Origin of the sequence: Shewanella amazonensis SB2B, from assembly GCF_000015245.1 — a bacterium.
In the GTDB taxonomy this organism is placed as follows: Bacteria; Pseudomonadota; Gammaproteobacteria; order Enterobacterales; family Shewanellaceae; genus Shewanella; species Shewanella amazonensis.
This window is the reverse complement of record NC_008700.1, coordinates 2,109,474-2,134,010: the sequence shown is the minus strand read 5'-3', so window position 1 is coordinate 2,134,010 and position 24,537 is coordinate 2,109,474. Positions and strand designations below refer to the sequence as shown.

20 protein-coding genes are annotated in these 24,537 nt (G+C 52.0%); 6 read left to right on the top strand and 14 right to left on the bottom strand.

Going from position 1 to position 24,537, the window contains the following annotated elements:
- Positions 1-104: 104 nt before the first annotated feature.
- The 10 genes from SAMA_RS09085 to aroA all read right to left on the bottom strand — a co-directional run bounded on the left by SAMA_RS09085 (position 105) and on the right by aroA (position 10,060).
- The gene (locus SAMA_RS09085) at positions 105-1,841 is read right to left on the bottom strand and encodes an acyl-CoA dehydrogenase (protein ID WP_011759856.1); all 1,737 of its coding nucleotides are present in this window, start codon (positions 1,839-1,841) and stop codon (positions 105-107) included.
- 133 nt (positions 1,842-1,974) lie between these two features.
- Entirely contained in the window at positions 1,975-2,520 is a 546-nt protein-coding gene (locus tag SAMA_RS09080) for a DUF2058 domain-containing protein (RefSeq protein WP_011759855.1), read from the bottom strand.
- A 76-nt stretch (positions 2,521-2,596) separates the two neighbouring features.
- Positions 2,597-3,415 carry an SDR family oxidoreductase gene (locus SAMA_RS09075; protein ID WP_011759854.1) on the bottom strand — a complete coding sequence of 273 codons (819 nt, stop codon included), beginning with the start codon at positions 3,413-3,415 and terminating at the stop codon, positions 2,597-2,599.
- Positions 3,416-3,479: 64 nt separating this feature from the next.
- Positions 3,480-4,181 carry an orotidine-5'-phosphate decarboxylase gene (pyrF, locus tag SAMA_RS09070; RefSeq protein ID WP_011759853.1) on the bottom strand — a complete coding sequence of 234 codons (702 nt, stop codon included), beginning with the start codon at positions 4,179-4,181 and terminating at the stop codon, positions 3,480-3,482.
- 27 nt (positions 4,182-4,208) lie between these two features.
- Positions 4,209-5,369: a lipopolysaccharide assembly protein LapB gene (lapB, locus tag SAMA_RS09065; protein WP_011759852.1), complete on the bottom strand. Its 1,161-nt coding sequence runs from the start codon at positions 5,367-5,369 to the stop codon at positions 4,209-4,211.
- Position 5,370: 1 nt separating this feature from the next.
- Entirely contained in the window at positions 5,371-5,673 is a 303-nt protein-coding gene (locus SAMA_RS09060) for a LapA family protein (RefSeq protein ID WP_049757992.1), read from the bottom strand.
- 121 nt (positions 5,674-5,794) lie between these two features.
- Positions 5,795-6,082: an integration host factor subunit beta gene (gene ihfB / locus SAMA_RS09055; RefSeq protein WP_011759850.1), complete on the bottom strand. Its 288-nt coding sequence runs from the start codon at positions 6,080-6,082 to the stop codon at positions 5,795-5,797.
- A 76-nt stretch (positions 6,083-6,158) separates the two neighbouring features.
- A complete protein-coding gene (rpsA, locus tag SAMA_RS09050; RefSeq protein WP_011759849.1) occupies positions 6,159-7,826 on the bottom strand; it encodes a 30S ribosomal protein S1 in 1,668 nt (555 codons plus the stop codon).
- Positions 7,827-7,926: 100 nt separating this feature from the next.
- Positions 7,927-8,622, bottom strand: coding sequence for a (d)CMP kinase (gene cmk, locus SAMA_RS09045; RefSeq protein ID WP_011759848.1), 696 nt, complete (start codon positions 8,620-8,622; stop codon positions 7,927-7,929).
- Positions 8,623-8,773: 151 nt separating this feature from the next.
- Positions 8,774-10,060: a 3-phosphoshikimate 1-carboxyvinyltransferase gene (aroA, locus tag SAMA_RS09040; protein ID WP_011759847.1), complete on the bottom strand. Its 1,287-nt coding sequence runs from the start codon at positions 10,058-10,060 to the stop codon at positions 8,774-8,776.
- A gap of 470 nt (positions 10,061-10,530) precedes the next feature.
- Between aroA and SAMA_RS09035 the strand changes: the two genes are divergently transcribed.
- Positions 10,531-11,721 carry an amino acid aminotransferase gene (locus tag SAMA_RS09035; protein ID WP_011759846.1) on the top strand — a complete coding sequence of 397 codons (1,191 nt, stop codon included), beginning with the start codon at positions 10,531-10,533 and terminating at the stop codon, positions 11,719-11,721.
- Between the two features lie 67 nt (positions 11,722-11,788).
- Here the strand turns inward: SAMA_RS09035 and serC are convergent, their stop codons facing one another.
- Together serC and gyrA are read right to left on the bottom strand one after the other, a co-directional pair.
- The gene (serC, locus tag SAMA_RS09030) at positions 11,789-12,883 is read right to left on the bottom strand and encodes a 3-phosphoserine/phosphohydroxythreonine transaminase (protein WP_011759845.1); all 1,095 of its coding nucleotides are present in this window, start codon (positions 12,881-12,883) and stop codon (positions 11,789-11,791) included.
- A 111-nt stretch (positions 12,884-12,994) separates the two neighbouring features.
- Positions 12,995-15,700 (bottom strand): DNA topoisomerase (ATP-hydrolyzing) subunit A, encoded by a 2,706-nt coding sequence (gene gyrA / locus SAMA_RS09025; RefSeq protein WP_011759844.1) that lies wholly within the window; start codon positions 15,698-15,700, stop codon positions 12,995-12,997.
- Between the two features lie 457 nt (positions 15,701-16,157).
- Between gyrA and ubiG the strand changes: the two genes are divergently transcribed.
- The 5 genes from ubiG to yfaE all read left to right on the top strand — a co-directional run bounded on the left by ubiG (position 16,158) and on the right by yfaE (position 21,755).
- Positions 16,158-16,871 carry a bifunctional 2-polyprenyl-6-hydroxyphenol methylase/3-demethylubiquinol 3-O-methyltransferase UbiG gene (gene ubiG, locus SAMA_RS09020; RefSeq protein ID WP_011759843.1) on the top strand — a complete coding sequence of 238 codons (714 nt, stop codon included), beginning with the start codon at positions 16,158-16,160 and terminating at the stop codon, positions 16,869-16,871.
- Positions 16,872-16,881: 10 nt separating this feature from the next.
- The gene (locus SAMA_RS09015) at positions 16,882-17,523 is read left to right on the top strand and encodes an HAD family hydrolase (RefSeq protein ID WP_011759842.1); all 642 of its coding nucleotides are present in this window, start codon (positions 16,882-16,884) and stop codon (positions 17,521-17,523) included.
- A gap of 415 nt (positions 17,524-17,938) precedes the next feature.
- Positions 17,939-20,227 carry a class 1a ribonucleoside-diphosphate reductase subunit alpha gene (nrdA, locus tag SAMA_RS09010; protein WP_041409764.1) on the top strand — a complete coding sequence of 763 codons (2,289 nt, stop codon included), beginning with the start codon at positions 17,939-17,941 and terminating at the stop codon, positions 20,225-20,227.
- 69 nt (positions 20,228-20,296) lie between these two features.
- Entirely contained in the window at positions 20,297-21,427 is a 1,131-nt protein-coding gene (gene nrdB, locus SAMA_RS09005) for a class Ia ribonucleoside-diphosphate reductase subunit beta (RefSeq protein ID WP_041409762.1), read from the top strand.
- The gene (gene yfaE / locus SAMA_RS09000; RefSeq protein WP_011759839.1) at positions 21,402-21,755 is read left to right on the top strand and encodes a class I ribonucleotide reductase maintenance protein YfaE; all 354 of its coding nucleotides are present in this window, start codon (positions 21,402-21,404) and stop codon (positions 21,753-21,755) included. Before nrdB ends, yfaE begins: the two co-directional genes overlap by 26 nt.
- Before the next feature lies 1 nt (position 21,756).
- Here yfaE and SAMA_RS08995 read toward each other — a convergent pair whose 3' ends face one another.
- Positions 21,757-22,245, bottom strand: a complete 489-nt coding sequence (locus SAMA_RS08995; protein ID WP_041409758.1) for a YciI family protein — start codon at positions 22,243-22,245, stop codon at positions 21,757-21,759.
- Positions 22,246-22,481: 236 nt separating this feature from the next.
- Positions 22,482-24,497 carry an NADPH-dependent 2,4-dienoyl-CoA reductase gene (locus tag SAMA_RS08990; protein ID WP_011759837.1) on the bottom strand — a complete coding sequence of 672 codons (2,016 nt, stop codon included), beginning with the start codon at positions 24,495-24,497 and terminating at the stop codon, positions 22,482-22,484.
- Between the last annotated feature and the right edge of the window lie 40 nt (positions 24,498-24,537).

Below are 24,537 nucleotides of genomic sequence, written 5' to 3'. Positions count from 1 at the left end.
CCCAAGCTCAATAGCCCGTTTAATCAATGACAAAGACAAAGTAAAAAGGGCCTTCTGGCGGCCCTTTTTTATATCGCTGTCATCTAATCCTGATCGGAAACGGCTTAGAAACAGGTTTCAGGCAGTGACATCAAAAGCTCATCACCGGCTTTTGCGGCCCGCAGCAGTGCGTCTGCTCGAGGCATCAGCTTGGCAAAGTAATAGTCACAGTAAGCCGCTTTTGCGGCAGCAAACTCACTGTCGGCGGCGCGGGCCGCATCACGCATCAGCAAGTGATAATAGCCATAGAGCAGATAACCAAAAGCATCCAGCATCTCTACTGCCACCGAATTGATCAACGCAGGACGGCTTAACTTATTATCGTTAATCCAGGTCGCTACAGCGACGAAATCTGCGAAACCCACTCTGAGTGAATTGGCCTTGTCACAGGTATCACTGAGCACCTCAATATGCTCGGCGATAAACTCCTTAACCGTCGCCAGATTATCGCCTGTGACTTTACGGCCCAAAAAGTCGATGGCCTGAATGCCGTTGGTACCCTCGTAAATCTGGGCAATACGGGTGTCACGCACCAGCTGCTCAATCCCGGTTTCACGGATATAACCATGGCCACCAAATACCTGCTGCGCCATGATGGTGATATCCAGGCCTCGGTCAGTTAAAAAGGCCTTTGCCACCGGGGTCAAAAGTCCCACATAACGCCCCGCCTTGGTTTTAACGGCGTCATCATCGGCGAACTTGGCCAAATCCAATTGCTTGCCTGTGTGTACGGCGAGTGCCCGGCCGGCATCGGTAAGTGTCCGGGTGGTGAGCAGCATACGGCGAACATCGCCATGGACCAAAATGGGATCGGCCGCTGCCGTGCTGCCAACGGCATTCCCCTGCAAACGCTCCCTGGCATAGTCAGATGCCATTTGCACCGCAGCCTGTGCACTGCCAAGCCCCTGAATACCGATGGCAAGGCGCTCATAGTTCATCATGGTGAACATACAGGCGAGCCCTTTGTTTTCGCGGCCAATAAGCCAACCACGGGCACTGTCGAAGTTCATAACGCAGGTCGCCGAGCCCTTAAGCCCCATCTTGTGCTCTATGCTGCCCACAGAAACACCGTTGGGCTCCGTCAGATTCCCCTGGTCATCGACGCCGATTTTGGGAACCAAAAACAGCGACAGAGTGTTGGAGCCGCTAATCTTTGCCAGCACCAAGTGGATAACGTTTTCAGTCAAGTCCTGATCGCCACCGGTAATAAAGATTTTACTGCCTGTTATCAGATAACTGCCGTCTTCCTGGGGCTCTGCGCGAGTGCGGATATGACGAAGATCGGAACCCGCCTGTGGCTCTGTCATATCCATAGCACCAGCCCATTCACCACTGTAGAGCTTGGGCAAATAGGTGCTCTTAAGCTCTTCTGTACCATGAGCATTAATGGCCAGCGCCGCCCCTGCAGTCAGTGAGCCATAGAGATTAAATGCGTTACAGGCGCTGTAGCCCATTTCGTCGACCAGCACGCCGAGCATCTTGGGCATCCCCATGCCGCCATATTCCGGGTCACCGCTAAGGCCAACCCAGCCGCCTTCAACAAAGGCGTTATAGGCCTCTTTGTAACCCTTGGGCGTGGTTACCCTACCGTCACTGAAGCCAACGCCCTCTTCATCACCAGCACGGTTGATAGGATGAACCAATTCGCTGTTCAGTTTGGCGGCTTCTTCTAAAATCGCCAGTGCGGTATCCATATCAACCATGCCGTCGAGGGACGCAAGACCTTGCCAGGTCGCTTGGGCATTAAATACATGTTCCAGCAAAAAACGCATCTCGCCGAGTGGCGCTTGGTAGGGATTCATTGGCTTTTCTCAAACGGTGAATTTAAACAGTTGTTTCAATCTATCGAATAAAGGCGGGAAACTCAATCCATTCCACAAGCATAGCCATAAAAAAGCCCCGGTCTGTTAACCGGGGCTCGTTTTGTTACATCGATTACCACATGAGATCGTCGGGGATCACATAGTCGGCGTAAGGATCGTCCTCTTCTGCCACTTGGGGCTGGTTATCACTTTCCTGCCACAGATAGCCGCACCATTCGGGTACCAGCAAATTGACCCGTTCCGCCAGTTTATGGGGCACCAGATAGCTGCTGTCTTCGTGGCGAACAATGCCGAGGTGCCCACCGAGCAACTGATTTTGGATCTTCTCGTTGATGTACACGCTGTAGATTTTACTGCCTATGGTGTAGTTGAATTTCACGTCCGCATGTTCTGGCAAACTAATGGCAAGGCGCTTGAGCTCAGTGATCAGGCTGCGCACCTGTCCCTTGGCTTCGGCTTCCTGAAAACGCTTTTCGTTAAGAGCCTTATCCTGGGCAGCCTGAGACGCCTTTTGCTCAGCAATGCTCTGTTTAAGCGCCGCTGAACCATCGTCTACATTGCTTTTTCGGTCACGGCGTTTTTTGGTTTTAACATCTTTTATCTTTTGCTTGCTGGTCAGCCCCGCTTTAAGCAGTTGCTCCTGTAATGCGTTAGCCATGATGGTCTCTCTTTAATTGGAATCTATTCCGTTGTACTTTTTTAAACCTGATGCGGGCCTATTTGAGTAGCCCGGCTTAAGCTGAGCCCTTGCCCGACTTTGATATGAGTTGCCCAAGCTCTGTCATGGCCATGCTGGCTCCACCAAGTGACCAGCCGCCATCCACGGGTAAAACCACGCCATTGATGTAACTGGCGAACTCAGAAGCCAGAAACAGTGCGCAGTTTGCGATATCTGTGATACTGCCGTTTCGTCCAAGGGGCACACTTTGCGCAACCCGTGCCTTGAGGGCATCGCCGGGAGCAAGTCTGTCAAACCCTTCTGTGCCTTCAATTGGACCAGGAACTATCGAGTTAATCCGAATCCCTTCGTGGGACCATTCCATCGCAAGTGTTCGGGTGAGCATATCAACACCAGCCTTGGCAGCGCACACATGGGCCTGCATTGGCATGGGGACAAAGGCCTGAGGAGCTGAAATCTGCAGAATGACACCTGGGCGTGACAACAAAGGGTAACAGGCTTTCAGCACCTGAAAACTGCCAAGGAGGTCAATGTCCACAACCGACTTGAAACCATTGGCACTCATTCCGGCAGCAGGAGCCGGGAAATTACCGGCAGCGCCGCTGATAAGTACATCTATGGTGCCTAGCTGATGATGCAATGCGGCGATACCGAAGAGCACAGCGTCATTATCACGCACGTCGAAACTGGCGCCCAGCGGCGTTACCTTAGGATTGTCTCCACTCAAGAGAGTAAGCGCCGCATCGACTTTGTCCTGACTGCGACTCGCTACCGCTACCCGGCCGCCCGCCTTCGCAAAGGCTCGCGCGATGCCCAGGTTGATGCCACTGGTACCGCCGACCACCAAAATGTTTTTCCCGTTAAAGTCGAACATCTTAACTCCTTGTCAGCGCTAATTGCGTTTCAGCCGTGAGTGCGGGTTATTGTGGCCCTGTGGTTTATATTCCGCGGATTGACTGGTGAATTTCCGTCAGAGTCTTGAGTGGATCTGCGGACTTGGTGATCGGACGACCAATCACCAGATAATCCGAGCCTGCTTGCAGAGCCTGAGCGGGCGTCATGATGCGATGCTGATCGCCGGCCTCACTCCCCTCAGGGCGTATACCCGGGGTAATGAGTTTAAAATCGCGCCCACACAGTTCTTTAAGCATAGTGGCTTCCTGTGCCGAGCACACCACACCATCGAGGCCCGCGTCACGGGTTAATTTGGCAAGACGCTTCACGTGCTCAGCAGCACCAACGTCGATTCCCAAAAGCTTAAGATCTTCATCGCTCATGGAGGTAAGCACAGTCACGGCAATCAACAGCGGCGCATTGTCGCCGTATGGCAGCAAGGCTTTGCGCGCCGCTTCCATCATGGCAAAACCACCTGATGCGTGGACGTTGACCATCCAGACCCCAAGCTCAGCCGCTGCGGCAACCGCCTTGGCCACGGTGTTGGGAATATCGTGAAATTTAAGGTCAAGGAATAAGTCGAAACCACGATTTTGGATGTCTTTTACCAGCTCTGGCCCAAACAGAGTGAACATCTCCTTGCCCACCTTGAGGCGGCACATGGCGGGATCGAGCTTATCAACCAACTGCAACGCTGAATACTTGTTGTCAAAATCAAGGGCAACCAGAATGGGCTTGTCTCTCATGGGATCTCCGATGCAGTGGGACTAGGGTTATTCGCCGTCCAATCCTTTCACCCGGGCAATACTGCCCCAGGACTTACAGGAAGGGCAATGCCAGTAGAGTGCGTGTGACGGAAAGCCACAGGACTTACAACGATAGGCGGGACGGAATTTTATTTGTTGTTCTACCAATTGTTCAAGTAAAGAAAGACTCTCTTTCGCCTGCCCTTCTTCGGCCTGGGCCAAATGCAGCTTCATCAGCTCGGAAAAGCCTTTCATACTGGGCTGACGATAGAGGTTATCCAGCAGCATTTTTTCAGCCATCTTTATCTGACCTCTGGCGACCATTTCTTCGGCGAGCGCGACCACGACTGAAGCGCCGCCGCCATTGGCGAGCGCTTGCGCCAGCAGTTCGCGGTACCCTTCCTTATCATTGAGGTCGGCGTATAACTGGCGGGCAATTTTGATTCCGTCGGCAAAGAGCAAAACATCGACCTCTGCGAGTGTGGTCAGCATGGCGGCAGCGTCGTTCAGACGCGCTTCATCAAGATGAAGTTTAGCCAGAGTCAATAGCGCCCGGCCGCAGTTTGGGTCTTGCTTGAGCGCCTGGCTCAGAAGCTTTTGCTTTTCATCTGCGGTTTTGGCTTCGTCCGCTAACTGACAGTAGAAATGGGCGACAATGGGTTTTAAGGATTGCTGGCGCTTTTTGGAGAGGCCCTTGGTGATATCAATGGCCTTTTGCCATTCCTTGATGATCTGATAGATGGCAATAAGCTGATTTTCAGCGTCTTCACTGTGATCTTCTTCTTTAATCAATGCCAGGAAAATTTCTTCTGCCCTGTCGTAGAACCCTGCCGCCATGTAGTCTTTGCCGAGCTCCATCATGGCCGCATCGCGCTGCTCCGTGGTTAAACTGGGCCTGGCTATCAGATTTTGATGAATACGGATAGAGCGGTCGACCTCACCGCGCTTACGAAACAACGCGCCCAGTGACATGTGGGTGTCTATGGTTTCATCATCAACATCCAGCAGACTGATAAATAAGTCTACTGCTTTGTCCGATTCGTTGGAGAGCAGGTAATTCAGGCCGGTGAAATAGTCGCGGCTGAGCTTTTTACGTTGGTGATACTGGTTCTGACGTAAACTGCGACGTCCCATATACCAACCGTATCCGGCGGCAATGGGCAGCAGCAGAAACAGAATTTCCAGCATATCAGGACTTCACTTCACCCGAAGAAACCAGAGAAGCCGGATTGGTCGCGGTCTGTGGCTCGAGTTTCTGTAATTTCCGGTTGGCCCGGGACAGCGCATACTTGAGTTTGCCAATGTGGTACACAGCAAAACACCAGCACAGCAGGAATCCTGCGAAAAATACGCTGGCGAGAACCACGGGCAATCGAAACTCACCCTGGGCGACAAAATAGTTGATGGTGACAAGCTGCTCATTGCGTGAGCCAAGCAGTAATGCCAATACGAACAACAGAGCAATGACCAAGGCCACAAAAAATCCTTTCACGGCTGCCTCCTTACGCATGTCAATGGGCTGATTATCCAAGAATTTCACTTGGCTGACCAGTGTCTGTGGTACGGATAAACAAAAAAGCCTCCAATAAGGAGGCTTTTTTAATCAACGTGTCTTAGACGTTAACAGCGTCAACACGCTCGCGCAGCTCTTTGCCGGGCTTAAAGTGCGGAACGTACTTGCCTTCCAGCTCGACTGACGTACCAGTCTTGGGATTGCGGCCAGTACGAGGCGCACGATAATGAAGTGAGAAACTGCCAAAGCCGCGGATCTCGATACGCTCACCGCTTTCCAGCGTAGTGGCCATCTGTTCCAGCATTTCCTTGACTGCACTCTCTACTTCTTTCGCCGACAGTTGCGACTGCCTTGTGGCGAGTTTTTCGATCAGTTCGGATTTAGTCATCCTAGCTACCCCTATTATCAAGCCAAACACAGCCGCGATGAGGGAGCGGGAAACCCAACTCCCTCATATTTGGCAATTACTTACGAGCGGCCTTGAACGCTTCGGCCATAGCATTACTAATAACAGCGTCTTCTTGCTTGTTCAAGTTTGCCATAACTTCTTTTTCGTCAGCTTCGTCTTTCGCACGGATAGACAGGCTCACGTTGCGGTTCTTGCGATCTACGCCCATGAACTTGGCTTCAACGGCATCACCTACTGAGAACACGGTAGAAGCGTCTTCTACGCGCTCACGGCTGATGTCAGCAACACGGATGTAGCCTTCAACGCCTTCAGCCAGCTCAACGGTTACGCCTTTGGCGTCAACAGCAGTCACGGTACCGTTAACGATGGCACCTTTCTTCTTGTCGCCAACGTAGCCGTTGAATGGATCGTCTTCAGTCTGCTTCACACCCAGGCTGATACGCTCACGCTCTGGGTCAACAGACAGTACAACGGCTTCGATTTCGTCGCCTTTCTTGTACTCGCTAACGGCTTCTTCACCGGTGGCATTCCAAGAAATGTCAGACAGGTGAACCAGACCGTCGATACCGCCGTCCAGACCGATGAAGATACCGAAGTCAGTGATAGACTTGATCTTACCGGAAACCTTGTCGCCCTTGTTGTAACGGTTGGCGAAGTCTTCCCATGGGTTGGTCTTGCACTGCTTGAGACCCAGAGAAATACGACGACGCTCTTCATCGATGTCCAGAACCAGAACTTCAACTTCGTCACCCAGGTTAACAACCTTGGATGGGTGGATGTTCTTGTTGGTCCAATCCATTTCAGAAACGTGTACCAGACCTTCAACGCCTTCTTCGATTTCAACGAAGCAGCCGTAGTCAGTCAGGTTGGTTACGCGACCGGTCAGACGAGTGTTTTCTGGGTAGCGCTTGCTGATTTCCAGCCATGGGTCTTCACCCAGTTGCTTCAGACCCAGAGAAACGCGAGTACGCTCACGATCGTACTTCAGAACTTTCACATTGATTTCATCACCAACGTTCACGATCTCAGATGGGTGCTTAACGCGCTTCCAAGCCATGTCAGTGATGTGCAGCAGGCCGTCTACGCCGCCCAGGTCAACGAATGCACCGTAGTCAGTGAGGTTCTTAACGATACCTTTAACGGCTTGACCTTCTTGCAGGTTCTCCAGCAGAGCGTCGCGCTCGGCGCTGCTCTCAGACTCGATAACTGCACGACGTGAAACAACAACGTTGTTGCGCTTCTGGTCCAGCTTGATAACTTTGAATTCCAGCTCTTTGTTTTCCAGGTGAGCAGTGTCGCGCACAGGGCGAACGTCAACCAGAGAGCCTGGCAGGAACGCACGGATACCGTTCAGTTCAACGGTGAAACCGCCTTTAACCTTGCCATTGATGATACCGATAACGGTCTCAGCATCTTCGTAAGCTTTTTCCAGAACGATCCAGGCTTCATGGCGCTTGGCCTTTTCGCGAGACAGTTGAGTCTCACCGAAACCGTCTTCTACAGAGTCCAGAGCTACGTCTACCTGGTCGCCAACGGCGATTTCCAGAACACCTTGGGCATTCTTGAACTGCTCGGCAGGGATTGGGCTCTCAGACTTCAGACCGGCGTCAACCAGTACCAGGCCGTTTTCGATCGCAACTACAGTACCACGAACGATAGAACCTGGACGGAATTCCAGTTGTTGAAGGGATTGTTCAAACAGATCAGCAAAAGATTCAGTCATGTTAAGTTACTTTAAGTAATAAACCAGCGACCATCCTGGACGTTGGAGTCAGTCGTTATATCCGCCTCTTCCATGAAGCGAATTCCTATTCGCCCCCGGCTTAAAAGCCAGAAGCGGATAATTTGTCATTGATGTGAGCAACACATTGGGCAAACACATCGTCAATGCCAATGCCTGTAGTGTCTATCACCAAGGCATCATCGGCAGGAACCAAAGGGGCAACCGGACGATTCATATCACGGTCATCACGTTCTTGGATCTCGGCCAAAAGGCGGTCGATTTTAACATCGAAGCCCTTGTCCTGCAACTGATTATAGCGCCTTTGCGCCCGCTCTTCGGCAGATGCAGTAAGATAAAGTTTGGCAGGTGCGGTTGGAAAAACCACAGTGCCCATGTCACGACCGTCGGCAATCAGCCCTGGCGCCTGACAAAATGCACGCTGTCTGCGCAGCAACGCTTCCCTCACGCGCGGGAATGCGGCGACTTTCGATGCCGCATTTGAGCATTCCTGGGTGCGAATGGCACCAGTTACATCCTCACCTTCGAGCACCACCTTGATGGCGTCTTTGTCACCTCCGGCCAGAAACTGCACATCCAAATGCGCGGCCAGCAAGGTAATGGCTTCTTCGTTTTCAAGTTCAACGTTATGGTGCAGCGCGGCCAACGCCAATACGCGATAAATGGCACCGCTATCGAGTAACTGCCAGCCATAGTGTTTGGCGAGCAAATGGGCAATGGTACCCTTACCGGCACCACTGGGGCCGTCGATAGTGACTACTGGAGCCCTTTCAGACATAAAATCCTCCGCAATAGACATATCATCTTCCATGAATGCTATGGGTTCACCGAAAATGAGCGGGCGGCATTATACATCAAGGCGCGTAAAGATCCGTGGGAATTTTTGTCAAAAAAATGGGCTATCCTCCGACAGCCCATTTTTACAGCACTCAATCCGGCTTAGCTAAGTTAGCGAAGCGATTGAAATAATCCGGAAATGTTTTTGAGGTACAGCCAGGATCGTTAATGGTCACCCCGCAATCGGCAAACGCCAGCAGTGAAAAACACATCGCCATGCGGTGATCGTTATAGGTATCGATTTCGGCATGAACTGGTTTGACCGGCGGTGTGATCTGGATGTAATCGTGCCCCTCTTCCACTTTGGCGCCGACTTTTCGAAGCTCAGTCGCCATGGCGGCAAGACGGTCGGTTTCCTTGATGCGCCAATTGTAGATGTTGCTCATCCGGGTGGTGCCTTCGGCAAACAGCGCCGCGGTGGCAATGGTCATGGCCGCATCGGGAATGTGGTTCATGTCCATGTCGATACCGTGAAGCTTACTGCCTCTGGCGATAATGTAATCTTCGCCCCATTCAATATCTGCTCCCATAGCCGCCAGGGCATCGGCAAATTTCACATCGCCCTGCACCGCCAAACGGCCAACGCCGGTGACTTTCACTTCACCGCCGCCAATAGCACCGGCCGCAAGGAAGTAAGACGCAGATGACGCGTCCCCTTCAACCAGCACCTTGCCGGGCGACACATAGTGTTGCCCTGATGCAATCTCGAAGCGCTGATAGTTGTCATTGACGACTGTCACCCCAAATTTGGCCATCAAATCCAGGGTGATATCGATGTAAGGTTTGGAAACGAGCTCACCTTTTACGGCAATGGTCACAGCTCCCTTGGCAAGGGGTGCCACCATGAGCAGCGCAGTCAGAAACTGGCTGGAGAGGCTACCATCTATTTCCACCACGCCGCCCGCAAGCCCGGTGGCATTGATGGTGAGTGGCGGGAAGCCATCATTTTTAAGGTAACGGATATCGGCGCCAAGCTGACGCAGCGCATCCACCAGATCGCCAATGGGGCGCTCTTCCATGCGCGGCTCACCGGTCAGGGTAAATTCCCCGGTCCCCAGAGTCAGCGCGGCGCACAGGGGTCGCATCGCCGTGCCGGCGTTACCTAAAAACAGCTCAAAGGCCTTATCTGTTTGGATAGGACCACCGAGGCCATTGAGCGTACACACCGTCTTGTCATCAGACAAGGTGAAATTAACGCCCAGGCTTTTGAGCGCGTTTAGCATATGGCGGATATCATCAGAATCCAGCAGATTTACCAGAGTGGTTTCGCCACTTGCCAGGGTTGCCAACAGCAATGCGCGGTTGGAGATGCTTTTGGAACCGGGGATGTTAACCACCCCGTTGACCCGGGATACGGGCTCAAGACGTAATTGGTCCATTTCTCGTACTTCTCATTAAAAGCGAGTGAAGGCCAGATTGGCCGAAGTTGGCAAGGCTGCGCTACAACGCTGTAAGCCCCGCGTTACGTTTGAGGAAAAAACGATCCCTTTTGAGTCTTCGTGGTAATTAAATTACTGATCCACAGCCGCGATTCAACCGTTTTTCAGTAAAAAATAGCGGATTGATGCTGATTTTTGTTCAATCAACACAAAATCGGCAAAAAACTGCCCCAAAAGCAGCTCAGGATTGCAAGATTTGTTGCCATTTGGACAACAGCCTTTTCAATCACGACGGGATTTGCGCTCAAGCCTCTTTTTCCCGGCAACCCTTTCGGGCTATGCTAGGGCATTCGGGTCATGCTTGGCGCAGGCATCCGGCTTGGCATCAACCAGGCTACAGCGATCCCGAGCAAGCTGTTACACCTTATCCCTGCGGCTTTACCAACAACGATTACAAGGTAGATGGAATTATGTTTGAGCATCTTTCGGCGTTGCCTGCCGATCCTATCCTGGGTCTTTTAACCAAATACCGTGAAGACAGCCACCCACACAAAGTCGACCTGGGCGTGGGTGTGTATAAAGATCCCGCCGGAAACACGCCTATTCTGAATTGTGTGAAGACCGCCGAGACGCTGCGCACTTCCACTGAAACCACCAAGGTCTATATCGGTCCTACCGGTTCAGCGCCCTTTAACGAATTGATGAACGAGCTGGCTTTCGGTGCAGATCATGCCGTGGTTCAGGCACGCCGCATTCGCACAGTATCGACCCCTGGCGGAACCGGCGCCCTGCGCGTAGCCGCTGAATTCATCGCCAAATGTAAACCCGGCGCCACCATTTGGGTGAGTGACCCCACCTGGGCAAACCACACAGGGCTGTTTCAGGCCGCAGGCTTAACGGTCAAAACCTATCCCTACTACGATTACGACAACAAGTGCCTGAAATTTAATGAAATGCTTGCGGCGCTTAAGCAAGTTGGCGCCGAAGACGCTGTACTGCTGCACGCCTGCTGCCATAACCCATCCGGTCAGGACTTAAGTACCGCCCAGTGGGATGCCGTGGTCGAGGTTGCCAAAGACAAAGGCTTCCTGCCCTTTATCGACATGGCTTATCAGGGCTTTGGTGATGGCGTGGATGAAGATGCCTACGGGGTGCGCGCCATGGCAGCTGCTGTCGATAACATGGTGCTCGCCTCTTCCTGCTCGAAGAACTTTGGTCTATACCGCGAGCGCATCGGTGCCTGCTCCATCATAGGTAAAGACAGTGCCCAGGCAGATGTGTCGCTGTCGGTACTGCTGTATGTGGTGCGCTGCATCTACTCAATGCCACCGGCCCACGGCGCCGCCATTGTGGAAACCATTCTGGGCTCAAACGAGCTCAAGGCCCAATGGCTGGATGAGCTTAAAGTGATGCGCGATCGCATCAACGGCAACCGCGCCATGCTGGTAGATAAACTGCACGCACTTGGCACCAACCGCGACTTTTCCTTTATCGCCCGCCAAAAAGGCATGTTCTCCTTCCTTGGCATCAGTGAGGCTCAGGTAAACACCCTGATGAAGGACTACAGCATTTACATGGTGGGCTCTAGCCGCATAAGCATTGCCGGTATAAGCGAAGAAAACGTGGATTATCTGGCCAAATCCATTATCGCCGTGCTTTAACCAACAAAGAGCTCGATAACAAAAAGGACTGCCGAGGCAGTCCTTTTTTATTCGCGATTAAAACTGATTAGCTGCTGTGCTTGGCAGCAAATGAGCGCATAAAGCTCACCAGTGCATCAACCCCTTCCAATGGCATGGCGTTGTAGATACTGGCGCGCATACCGCCCACAATACGGTGGCCTTTGAGCGCAACAAGACCAAGCGCTTCCGCTTCTTTAAGGAAGTCTTTATCCAGCGACTCATCGGCGAGCTGGAAGGTGACATTCATCTGCGAGCGGTTTTGCGGCGCCACCCCGTTTTTGTAAAAATCCAGACTGTCGATACAGGCGTAGAGACGGCGCGCCTTTTCGGCGTTTACCTCGGCCATACCCTTTATGCCTCCCACAGACTTGAGCCACTTGAACACTTCGGCGGCCAGGTACCAGGCAAAGGTCGGCGGCGTATTGTACATCGAGTCGTTTTCGGCGGTCAGGCGATAATCCATGATGGAAGACTGAGTCAGCTGCGGCAGTTCCAGCATGTCTTTACGGACAATCACGATAGACAAACCCGATGGACCAATGTTTTTTTGAGCGCCGGCATAGATAAGCGCAAAACGGCTGACATCAATCTCGCGGGACATGATGTTGGACGACATATCCGCCACAATTGGCCAGGGACTGTCAATGTCATCAAAAATTTCGATGCCATCCACTGTCTCATTGGGGCAATAGTGTAAATAGCGGTACTCGCTGCCGTTGCCGCTGAGCGCTGGAATCACTACCTTGTTCAATCCATTTACTTTTTCGACGACATTGATGACATCGATACTGTTGTCGCCAGCGAGTTTTTTGGCTTCTTCAGTAGCGGCTTTTGACCATTGACCGCTGACGAGATACAGGGCTTTGCCGTTATCACCTAAAAAATTATTCACAACAGCAGAAAACTGACCACGACCACCGCCATGCATAAAGAGCACATGGTAGTTGTCGGGGATATTCATCAGCTCGCGCAAATCGGCTTCAGAGTCTTTGGCCAGTTGAATGAAAGGCGCACCACGGTGGCTCACCTCCATCACAGACACCCCCTGCCCATTCCAGTCCAGTAACTCAGCTTGTGCCTTCTTCATCACGGCAGCCGGCAACATCGCCGGTCCGGCACAGAAATTATAAACCGCGCTCACTCATGATCTCCTTGCTAGCCTTCGGTGATACCCATTGGTAGTCACACGTTTGGAAAAATAAAAAATCTGTTTGGCAAAAAAAACGAGCGCCCATTGGGCGCCCGTCTTCAATTATGCCTCGTCGTTGGCATCATCTGTCGGCTGTGTATCGGCTTCGGCGATGATGTCGCCCTCGGCTCCTTCAACACCCTCTTCCAGATATTCGCTGCCGTCATCCTGTATTTCATCGATGCGCTGCAGACCAACCACGGTTTCATCGTCAGCGGTACGTATGATGGTTACACCCTGGGTGTTTCGGCCGATGATGGACACACCAATGGCAGGAGTACGCACCAGGGTACCCTTGTCGCTGATGAGCATGATTTCATCGTTCTCGCCCACCTGTACGGCGCCAACCACAGGGCCGTTACGCTCGGTGACCTTGATGGACACCACGCCCTTGGTGGCGCGGCTCTTGGCCGGGTATTCAGCAAGCTCAGTACGCTTACCAAAGCCGTTGGCAGTCACGGTCAGAATGGCGCTGTCGTCTTTCGGTACAATCAGCGACACCACACGTTGGCCTTCTTCCAGGGCAATACCACGCACTCCGGTGGCACCGCGGCCCATTGGGCGCACGCCTTTGAAGTTGATTTGTGGCTTGCCTTCTTCATCCAGCACAGGGTTGCCGTTTTCATCGACTACGGCAACTTCTTCGCCTTCTTTGAAGCGCACCACTTTACCGGCATCAGAGAACAGCATGATTTCGCTGCTGCCATCAGTAATATCAACGCCAATCAGCTGGTCACCGTCTTTGAGGTTCACAGCAATAATACCGTTGGAGCGTGGACGGCTGTACTCGGTCAGGGCAGTCTTCTTCACGGTACCGTGAGAGGTGGCCATCAGGATATACTTGCCTTCTTCGTATTCACGCACCGGCAGAATCGCGGTAATGCGTTCACCTTCCTGCAATGGCAGCAGGTTAACGATGGGGCGACCACGGGCCTGACGGCTTGCCAGCGGCAGCTGGTAAACCTTAAGCCAGTAGAGCTTACCGAAGTCGGAGAAGCACAAGATGGTGTCGTGGGTGTTGGCAACCAGCAGCTTTTCAACGAAATCTTCGTCTTTTACCTTGGTTGCAGCTTTGCCCTTGCCACCGCGGCGCTGGGCCTGGTAGTCGGTCAGCGGCTGATACTTGGCGTAGCCGAGGTGCGACAGGGTCACTACCACGTCTTCTTCGTTAATCAGATCTTCGAGGCTGATATCCACGGCAGATGCGTTGATTTCAGTGCGGCGGTTATCGCCAAACTGTTCGAGAATCAGCTCAAGCTCTTCTTTGATGACTTCCATCAGACGCTCTGGGCTTCTGAGGATGTGAAGCAAACCGGCAATGATTTCCAGCAGCTCTTCGTATTCCTGGAGGATCTTCTCATGCTCAAGGCCAGTCAGCTTATGCAGACGCAGGTCCAGAATTGCCTGGGCCTGTGGCTCGGTCATAAAGTAGAGACCATCACGAATACCGAACTCGGGCTCCAGCCACTCGGGACGGGCGGCGTCGTCACCGGCCTTTTCCAGCATGGCTTTAACAGTGCCGAGTTCCCACCCCTTGGCAATCAGGCCTGCTTTGGCGTCGGAAGGACTGGCAGAGGCCTTGATAAGGGCAATGATGGGGTCGATGTTGGCAAGGGCAACCGCCAACGCTTCCAAAATATGGGCTCTGTCACGGGCTTTACGCAGTTCGTACACGGTGCGGCGGGTAACTACTTCACGGCGGTGCAGGATAAAGGCTTCCAGCATCTCCTTGAGGTTAAACAGCTTTGGCTGACCGTTGGCCAGTGCCACCATGTTGATACCGAACGACGACTGCATCTGGGTTTGGGCGTAAAGGTTATTCAGAACCACTTCGCCTACTTCACCGCGCTTGATTTCAATCACGATGCGCATGCCGTCCTTGTCGGACTCATCACGCAGGCCGCTGATGCCTTCAATCTTCTTGTCTTTTACCAGCTCGGCGATTTTTTCAATCAGACGGGCTTTGTTCACCTGATACGGGATCTCGGTGACAATAATGCGCTCACGGCCGTTGTCTTCGATTTCCACTTCGGCGCGGGCACGCATAATGGCCTTGCCGCGACCGGTGCGATAGGCTTCTTCTATGCCCTTTTTGCCATTGATGATGGCGGCAGTTGGGAAGTCAGGGCCTGGAATGTACTCCATCAGCTGTTCGATGGACAGCTCAGGCTCTTCAATCAGCGCCAAACAACCTTTAACCACTTCGGTCAGGTTGTGAGGCGGAATATTGGTAGCCATACCCACGGCGATACCGGAGGCACCGTTTACCAGCAGGTTGGGAATTTTGGTAGGCAGAACGGCAGGGATTTGTTCTGTGCCGTCATAGTTGGGCACGAAGTCTACCGTTTCTTTTTCCAAATCCGCGAGCAGCTCGTGAGCCAGCTTTTCCATGCGGATTTCGGTATAACGCATTGCTGCTGCGGCGTCGCCGTCGATAGAACCGAAGTTACCCTGACCGTCTACCAGGGTGTAACGCAACGAGAACGGCTGGGCCATACGGACTATGGTGTCGTATACAGCGCTGTCGCCGTGAGGGTGGTATTTACCGATAACGTCACCGACCACACGTGCCGACTTTTTATAAGGCTTGTTCCAGTCGTTTTTAAGTTCGTTCATCGCGAACAGCACACGGCGATGCACAGGCTTAAGGCCGTCACGCACATCCGGCAGTGCCCGACCCACGATCACGCTCATGGCGTAATCCAGGTACGAATTCTTGAGTTCGTCTTCGATATTAATTGGCGAAATAGATGAAGCCAAATCAGTCATAAACTGCTCGATCCCCTGAAAATTAGCTGACAAGTCGTTTTCCGTGTCATTGTCGAGCCTTCAAACGTGATTTGGCATTCTAACACAGTAATTTAATGTCGAAACCCCCTCGTCCAAATCTCCTTAAGACTGTGATCAACGCAGCTCTGTTGCCAAGACATCCGACCCACATAATTCGCTATTTTTCATTTAGATAGATGGATTAAGCCACCAAACTGATTGCTCAGTAGTTAGACAAGATCCGCACGACACCTGAGGCTCTATTCCATGATTGGCTAATTTTTGGACCAAATGCAGCAACAAGGGTGCGAAAACTCAAAAATTTGCACGAAAACCATGCTCTCCACTGCTTGCTGCTTCGTTTACTGTCAGGAATGGATATAATGGCGCTACCTACTTGATTTATTCCGCCCAAACGCCTTTTTTGGTGGGTTGAGCTAAGGTTACCGGGGACGCTATGTCAGAAGCCTTGAACGTCGATATTCAGGAAATCGCCAAATTTGAAAAGATGGCCGCCACTTGGTGGGATCCCGATGGCGAATTTAAACCCCTTCATCAACTTAACCCGCTGCGACTGAACTACATCGATCAAACCTCAGGCGGTCTCTTTGGCAAAAAAGTGCTGGATGTAGGCTGCGGCGGCGGCATTCTGTCAGAAAGCATGGCCCGCCTCGGTGCAAATGTTACCGGCATCGATATGGGCAATGAACCCCTGGAAGTGGCGAGATTACACGCCCTTGAGACGGGTGTATCCCTAAATTACGAGCGCTGCACGGCAGAAGAGCACAGAGAGGTAAATAGAGAAGCCTATGATGTGGTCACCTGCATGGAAATGCTCGAACACGTTCCGGATCCCCTCTCGGTGATAGCCGCCTGTTGCGACATGGTTAAACCGGGTGGATACGTGTTCTTCTCCACCATTAACCGTAACCTGCGCTCTTATGTGGAAACCATTCTCGGCGCCGAATACCTGCTGAAAATGTTACCTGTCGGGACCCACGATCATGGCAAATTCATTCGCCCGTCTGAGCTTATCGCTATGGTCGACCAAACCGAGCTTCTCTGTAAAGATGCCACAGGTGTGACTTACAATCCCATCACGGGTACCTTCCGCTATACCAGCAGCGTTGAAGTTAACTACATGATTGCTACGGTAAAGCCCCTTGAGTGAGCCTGTATCCATGGGCGGAGTGTTGTTTGACCTGGATGGTACCCTGGTAGATACAGCTCCTGATTTAGTGGCGGCACTCAACCTCGCTCTGGCGGATTTTGGCTTCTCAAGGGCGGATCTGGACAGTATGCGCCCCGTTGCTTCCCATGGCAGCCTTGCCTTGGTAAAAGCCGCTAAGCCAGATCTTGATGAGGATGTGGCCATACAGATCCAGCAGGCGCTTTTAGCGCACTACGGCAAGGTGAATGGCACCGAAGCGAAGCTCTTTCCCGGTATAAATCTGTTACTTGAACATTTAGAGAGCAGGCACATCCCCTGGGGCATAGTCACCAATAAAGCAGCCCGCTATGCAAGACCGCTATTGGACAGACTCGGTCTGGCACATCAGTGCTCCACGCTTATCAGTGGCGATACGGTCACCCGTGGGAAACCCGATGCAGCTCCCATGTTACTTGGCGCGTCACATCTTGGCCGGCATACTGAACACCTCTTATATCTTGGGGATGCAAAACGTGACATGGAAGCGGCCCGTAATGCCGGCATGGTTTCAGTGCTGGCTTCCTGGGGTTATCTTTCATCACTCGATGAAGCCCATGATTGGCCAATCGATATACATTTGAAGCGACCTCAGGATTTGATTGCTCACCTTTAAGGCGGGTTTGACGCCGAGGACGCTGGCAGTGAGACTGTCAAGGGATCATGAATCGATCGCTTGCAAGATAAGCGATCGATTCGTTTCACTGACAGGGTCAAAAAAGTGTCATATTAACGACATGGCACACGGAAATTGAGCTAGGAAGTTAGTCGACACTAACGTTAGTTTTTTTCCTCAAGATATCCACAAGTTCTTCATCGAATTCTTACTTGCAAATGCCCTCTTACCTCACTATCTTGTATCTTAACTTTCAATAAGCACCATATCTTGTGTATTGGTAGCAATCAGACACACTAGAGGTGTCCACCCCGAAACGCTTGTTGTGCCAGTACAAAGCGCTGGTTCGGGGCGCATGGCACGATTGTTTACATGGATATGTAGGGCAATACCAATCTATAAAGGCCTATCTTCAATGAATAGCAACATGACAGTCACAAAACGCAGTGGCGAACGCGAGCAGATCGATCTCGACAAAATCCATCGCGTGGTTACCTGGGCCGCCAAGGGCTTAAAAAATGTTTCCGTTTCTGAAGTAGAACTGCGTTCGCACCTGCAGTTTTTTGAAGGCATCCCTACCGAAGCCATCCACGAAACCATTATTAAAGCTGCTGCGGATCTGATCTCTCCCGAGTCTCCAGATTATCAGTTCCTGGCCGCCCGTTTGGCTGTATTCCATCTTCGCAAGAAGGCCTTTGGCCAGTTCGAGCCGCCTAAGCTGTATGATCACGTGGTCAAGCTGGTCGAGATGGGCAAGTATGACCGCCACATCCTCGAAGACTACACCAAAGAAGAACTGGACGTTTTAGACAGCTACATAGACCACTGGCGCGATATGAATTTCTCATACGCCGCCGTGAAGCAGCTGGAAGGCAAATACCTGGTTCAAAACCGTGTCACTCACGAAGTGTACGAGAGCGCCCAGTTCCTCTACATCCTGGTTGCAGCCTGCTTGTTTGCCGGTTATCCAAAAGAGACCCGTCTGAAGTATGTAAAAGACTTCTATGATGCAGTATCTACCTTCAAGATTTCGCTGCCTACACCCATCATGTCCGGTGTACGTACTCCTACCCGCCAGTTCAGCTCCTGCGTACTGATTGAGTGTGGTGACAGCCTGGATTCTATCAACGCCACTGCCTCTTCCATCGTGAAGTACGTGAGTCAGCGCGCCGGTATCGGCGTGAATGCAGGCCGTATCCGCGCCCTGGGCAGCCCAATCCGTGGCGGTGAAGCGTTCCATACTGGCTGTCTGCCTTTCTATAAGTATTTCCAGACTGCGGTGAAGTCCTGCTCTCAGGGCGGTGTGCGTGGCGGCGCGGCAACGCTGTTCTATCCAATTTGGCACCTGGAAGTAGAGTCGCTGCTGGTGCTGAAGAATAACCGCGGCGTTGAAGACAACCGTATCCGGCATCTGGACTATGGCGTACAGCTGAACAAACTCATGTATCAGCGCCTGATCAAGGGTGAGAACATCACCCTGTTCAGCCCGTCAGACGTGCCCGGCCTGTACGATGCCTTCTTTGAAAATCAGGATGAATTCGAGCGCCTGTACACCAAGTACGAGCAAGAACCGAGCATCCGTAAAAAGTCGCTTAAGGCCGTTGAACTGTTCTCATTGATGATGCAGGAACGTGCCTCAACCGGTCGTATCTATGTGCAGAACGTGGATCACTGCAACACCCACAGCCCATTTGACTCAAGCGTTGCCCCTATCCGCCAGTCAAACCTGTGTCTGGAAATTGCACTGCCAACCAAACCACTGGACAGCGTGGACGATACCAATGGTGAAATCGCACTCTGTACTCTGTCAGCACTGAATTTGGGTGCCATCGAGAACCTTGAAGAACTCGAAGGTTTGTCAGACCTCGCGGTACGTGCTCTCGATAGCCTGCTGGACTATCAGGACTACCCCATCAAGGCAGCCAAGCTTGGCTCCATGAACCGTCGTACCCTGGGTATTGGTGTGATTAACTTTGCCAACTACCTGGCTAAAAACGGCAAAAAATATTCAGATGGCAGTGCCAACAACCTGACCCACAAGACATTCGAAGCTATTCAGTTCAACCTGCTGAAAGCCTCGATGAATCTGGCAAAGGAAAAAGGCGCCTGTCCGGCGTTCCATGAGACGACTTACTCTCAGGGTATTCTGCCAATCGACACCTATAAGCGCGATCTGGACAAGATTTGCGATGAGCCGCTGCATCTGGATTGGGAAGGACTGCGTGCCGATATCAAGCACTACGGCCTGCGTAACTCTACCCTGTCAGCACTGATGCCGTCAGAGACTTCTTCTCAGATCTCCAATGCCACCAACGGTATCGAGCCACCCCGTGGTCTGATTTCGGTGAAAGCCAGTAAAGACGGTCAGCTCAAGCAAGTCGTGCCTGACTTTGATGAATTGCGCAACGCGTACGAATTGCTGTGGCAAATGCCGTCAAACGACGGTTACCTGCAATTGGTTGGCATTATGCAGAAGTTTGTGGATCAGGCGATTTCTGCCAACACCAACTATGACCCCGCCAAGTTCGAGGGTCGTAAGGTACCAATGCAGCTGCTGCTTAAAGATCTACTTACCGCATACAAACTGGGCCTCAAAACCCTCTACTACCATAACACCCGTGATGGTGCGACCGATCAGCATGATGACATTGCTGTGGTTGAAAAAGAGGACGACGGCTGCGCCGGTGGTGCCTGTAAGATTTAACACAGGCAAATACAAGGAAATTTGGTGTTAACAGGGGGCTTTGCCCCCTTTTACCGGAATAGAGAAATCATGGCTTACACTACTTTTTGTCAAACTCCCAACGATGCAACCCGCGAACCTATGTTTTTCGGCCAGTCCGTTAACGTTGCCCGTTACGATCAACAGCGCTATGAAGTATTTGAAAAGCTGATTGAAAAGCAGCTGTCATTCTTCTGGCGACCAGAAGAAGTAGACGTAAGCCGTGACAAAATCGATTTTGGAAAGCTGCCTGATCACGAAAGGCACATCTTTATTTCCAATCTCAAGTACCAAACCTTACTTGACTCTATTCAGGGCCGCAGTCCTAACGTTGCCTTCCTGCCTTTGGTGTCGCTGCCAGAGCTGGAAACCTGGATTGAAACCTGGTCTTTCTCTGAAACTATCCACTCACGGTCATACACCCATATCATTCGCAATATTGTGAACGACCCTTCGTCGGTGTTTGACGATATTGTCGTCAATGAAGAGATCCTCAAGCGTGCCGGCGATATTTCGGCCTATTATGACGAGCTCATCAAGCTGACCCAGATTTACCATCTGCACGGCGAAGGCACCCACACGGTGGATGGCCATGTGGTCGATGTAACTGTACGCGCCCTGAAAAAGGCTCTCTACCTGTGCATGATGTCGGTGAACGCCCTGGAAGCCATTCGTTTCTACGTCAGCTTTGCCTGTTCGTTCGCCTTTGCCGAGCGCAAGTTGATGGAAGGCAACGCCAAAATCATCCGTCTTATCGCCCGAGATGAAGCACTGCACCTTAACTCGACTCAGCATATCCTCAACATCATGCAGGGCGGTAAGGACGATGCAGAAATGGCAGAAATCGCCATTGAGTGTCAGCAGGAAGCCTACGATCTGTTCCTGCGCGCTGCCGAGCAGGAAAAAGAATGGGCCAAGTACCTCTTTAAAGATGGCTCCATGATTGGCCTGAACGAGCAAATTCTGTGTCAGTACGTGGAGTACATCACAAACCAGCGCATGAAGTCGGTCAACCTGCCTCTGCCATACCCAGAATCCACCAACCCGCTGCCGTGGATGAAAAACTGGCTCGAGAGCGATGCTGTTCAGGTGGCACCGCAGGAAGTGGAAGTATCCTCTTACCTGGTAGGCCAGATTGACGCTTCCGTCGATGAAAATGAGTTCTCCGACTTTGATCTTTAAAAAGGCGCCCATCGTCAGCCTTCAGGGACAACCTGTGCTGCTGTTCAATGGACAGCAGCAGTCTTTGCTGGAGGCGCTCGAGATCAAGAAAGTCCGTGTCTTCTCAGAATGTCGAAGCGGCTTTTGCGGTGCCTGTAAAACCAAGGTACTCAGTGGCTCAGTGACGTATTTTACCGAGCCACTGGCAGCGCTTTCTGCTGACGAATGCCTGCCCTGCTGCTGCGTACCTGAATCGGATTTAAATTTGGCGCTCAGCCCCAAGGGCGCTGATACTGTCGTGCATCCTCAGGCTCTCAATGCCAGAGCCAAGGCCGTTTTGGTCGACTGACTCAGATTGGCTTTTTAGCAAACTTCTCATGTAATTCAGGTAGCTGAGTAATAGCGGCCGAACCATACCAAGGTACCAGCTCCATCACCAGACTACCCGCTTTTACGGCCGGATCGCTTTCTGTAAGTTCCCTGGCTTCTTCCACGGTTTTGACATCAAAAAGATAGATGCCGCGCAGCTCACCATCATGTAAAAAAGGGCCAGCCAGTACCAACTTTCCTTCCTTTGCCAAACGGCCGATATTATCCAGGTGTGCCCGTTGCAGCCTTGCCCGCTCTTCGTCTGTGCCGCTGCGGTTAGGACCTTTCTTTAAAAACGCCATCACATAGGACTTCATACCGTACTCATCTGCCCCCACTTTGGCTGCAAGCACATCATCGTATTCCGCCTGCGCTACTAGCGGTGTCGCCAGATTGAGGGTAATCGCTACTGCCACCGAGAGTGAAAGGTAGAAGCTCGCTTTGACGAGGCGTGTCTTTTGCAATTCCATGGATAACTTCCTGTTTTGATTGGATGGTATGTGCATACATATCCTGATAATGCTAGCACCGACTTAAACATGTACCACATTTTGTACATCCGTTGGTTAGATAGTCCAGATAAAAGAAAGCCCGCTTAATGCGGGCTTTCAAGGTTTAAATATCAAGTGTATGTATATTGATGACCGGTGAGTAACAATTAACCCACGTCAAAAGCTGTCGGGGCAATTTACCACGTCGATTAGGTTTAGATGCGCATCGCGAGCTCTGCGCCCTGGCGAATGGCCCGTTTGGCATCGAGCTCTGCCGCTACATCCACACCACCAATCAAATGAACAGGCTTACCTGTGGCTTCCATTTCGGCCACCAGAGACCGATTGGATTCCTGACCGGCGCAGAGTATGACTGTATTCACATCGAGTACCTTGGTCTCTTCATTCACACGAATATGTAACCCTTGCTCATCGAAGGACTCATAACTGACGCCGTTCATCTGAACAACCCCATGCATCTTGGCCACGGTGCGGTGGATCCAGCCCGTGGTCTTCCCAAGTCCCTTGCCCATGGGCGTGGTTTTACGCTGAAGCAGGTAAATGGTGCGCTCGGCCGGTTCTTTTATTGGCGCCTTGAGGCCGCCGCGGGCTTCGTAGGCATCGTCTATGCCCCATTGGTCACGCCAACGTTTGGGATCGAGCGTAGTTGAGTCTTTTTCACCCAGGTAATGTGCCATATCAAAGCCAATACCTCCGGCCCCAATCAAGGCCACTTTCTGTCCTACCCTTACTTCACCATTCAGCACCTGTTGATAATTGACCACCCGGGGCGAATCGAAGCCCGGCAGTTTTACTGCACGGGGAACCACACCCGCGGCGATAACTACCTCATCAAAATCTTCATCATTAAGCACTGAGGCATCGAGACGGGTGTTAAGCCTTAGCTCAACCCCGGTTTGCCGCATCTGGTTATTGAAATAGCGGATGGTTTCGTCAAACTCTTCCTTACCGGGAATTTTACGGGCAAGGTTGAATTGGCCCCCCACTTCCCCTTTGGCTTCAAACAACACCACATTATGGCCGCGGCTGGCTGCGTATATGGAAAACGCCATTCCCGCCGGCCCTGCCCCCATCACGGCTATCTTTTTGGGCTGCGAGGTTTTGGGGAAGTTAATCTCGGTTTCGTAACAGGCCCTTGGGTTAACCAAACAGGTTGCGCGCTTCATCTTGAAGGTATGGTCTAGACACGCCTGATTACAGCCAATACAGGTATTAATCAGCTCACTCTGCCCTGCGGCCGCTTTATTGACAAAGTCAGGGTCGGCCAGGAATGGTCTTGCCATTGACACCATATCAGCCTGACCGGATGCGAGAATTTGCTCAGCAATTTCCGGCGTATTAATCCTGTTGGTCGCAATGAGTGGAATGTGCACTTCCTGCTTCAAACGCTCAGTCACCCAGGCAAAGGCGCCTCTGGGCACACTGGTGGCAATGGTTGGGATCCGGGCTTCATGCCAGCCAATGCCGGTATTAATAATGGTAACGCCCGCTTCTTCGAGCCCTTTGGCTAGTGCCACCACTTCATCCCAGCTGGAGCCTTCTTCCACCAAATCCAGCATCGAGAGGCGAAAGATAATAATAAAATCAGATCCTACCGCAGCGCGAATGGCACGCACTATCTCCAACGGGAAACGGCTGCGGTTTTCAAAACTGCCGCCCCATTCATCCTGACGTTTATTGGTGCGTGAGCAGATAAACTGATTGATGAGATAGCCTTCAGAGCCCATGACTTCCACACCATCGTAGCCTGCCTTACGTGCCAGTTTGGCACTGGTGGCGTAATCCTTGATGGTGCTGCGAATTTGCCGAGCCGACATGGCACTGGGCTTAAAAGGCGTAATGGGGGCTTTAAGCGCACTGGGTGCCAGGGAAAACGGATGATAACCGTAGCGGCCCGCATGCAAAATTTGCATACAGATTTTGCCACCTGCGCCATGCACAGCGTCAGTGACAATACGGTGGCGTTTCACCTGCCAGGGAAAACTCAGCTGAGAGGCATGGGGCGCTAATCTGCCACGTAAATTAGGGGAAATACCCCCGGTCACTATCAGACCTACGCCACCGGCAGCACGCTCCCGATAAAATGCAGCCAGCTTTTCAAAGCCGCCCTTTTCTTCTTCTAGCCCTGTGTGCATAGAGCCCATGAGTACGCGGTTTTTAAGCTGGGTAAAGCCTAAATCCAATGGCTTCAACAAGTGCGGAAACGACATTCAAACACCCTTTTAAAACATGTGATCCAAGTCAGCATAT

Excerpts from the sequence above, each read along its gene's own strand:
- SAMA_RS09035 (WP_011759846.1), top strand. The coding sequence starts at position 10,531 with ATGTTTGAGCATCTTTCGGCGTTGCCTGCCGATCCTATCCTGGGTCTT.
- lapB (WP_011759852.1), bottom strand. The coding sequence starts at position 5,369 with ATGCTGGAAATTCTGTTTCTGCTGCTGCCCATTGCCGCCGGATACGGT.
- SAMA_RS09080 (WP_011759855.1), bottom strand. The coding sequence starts at position 2,520 with ATGGCTAACGCATTACAGGAGCAACTGCTTAAAGCGGGGCTGACCAGC.
- nrdA (WP_041409764.1), top strand. The coding sequence starts at position 17,939 with ATGAATAGCAACATGACAGTCACAAAACGCAGTGGCGAACGCGAGCAG.
- rpsA (WP_011759849.1), bottom strand. The coding sequence starts at position 7,826 with ATGACTGAATCTTTTGCTGATCTGTTTGAACAATCCCTTCAACAACTG.
- yfaE (WP_011759839.1), top strand. The coding sequence starts at position 21,402 with ATGAGTTCTCCGACTTTGATCTTTAAAAAGGCGCCCATCGTCAGCCTT.
- cmk (WP_011759848.1), bottom strand. The coding sequence starts at position 8,622 with ATGTCTGAAAGGGCTCCAGTAGTCACTATCGACGGCCCCAGTGGTGCC.
- ubiG (WP_011759843.1), top strand. The coding sequence starts at position 16,158 with ATGTCAGAAGCCTTGAACGTCGATATTCAGGAAATCGCCAAATTTGAA.
- nrdB (WP_041409762.1), top strand. The coding sequence starts at position 20,297 with ATGGCTTACACTACTTTTTGTCAAACTCCCAACGATGCAACCCGCGAA.
- SAMA_RS09075 (WP_011759854.1), bottom strand. The coding sequence starts at position 3,415 with ATGTTCGACTTTAACGGGAAAAACATTTTGGTGGTCGGCGGTACCAGT.
- SAMA_RS08990 (WP_011759837.1), bottom strand. The coding sequence starts at position 24,497 with ATGTCGTTTCCGCACTTGTTGAAGCCATTGGATTTAGGCTTTACCCAG.
- ihfB (WP_011759850.1), bottom strand. The coding sequence starts at position 6,082 with ATGACTAAATCCGAACTGATCGAAAAACTCGCCACAAGGCAGTCGCAA.
- pyrF (WP_011759853.1), bottom strand. The coding sequence starts at position 4,181 with ATGAGAGACAAGCCCATTCTGGTTGCCCTTGATTTTGACAACAAGTAT.
- SAMA_RS09085 (WP_011759856.1), bottom strand. The coding sequence starts at position 1,841 with ATGAATCCCTACCAAGCGCCACTCGGCGAGATGCGTTTTTTGCTGGAA.
- gyrA (WP_011759844.1), bottom strand. The coding sequence starts at position 15,700 with ATGACTGATTTGGCTTCATCTATTTCGCCAATTAATATCGAAGACGAA.
- SAMA_RS08995 (WP_041409758.1), bottom strand. The coding sequence starts at position 22,245 with ATGGAATTGCAAAAGACACGCCTCGTCAAAGCGAGCTTCTACCTTTCA.
- aroA (WP_011759847.1), bottom strand. The coding sequence starts at position 10,060 with ATGGACCAATTACGTCTTGAGCCCGTATCCCGGGTCAACGGGGTGGTT.
- SAMA_RS09015 (WP_011759842.1), top strand. The coding sequence starts at position 16,882 with ATGGGCGGAGTGTTGTTTGACCTGGATGGTACCCTGGTAGATACAGCT.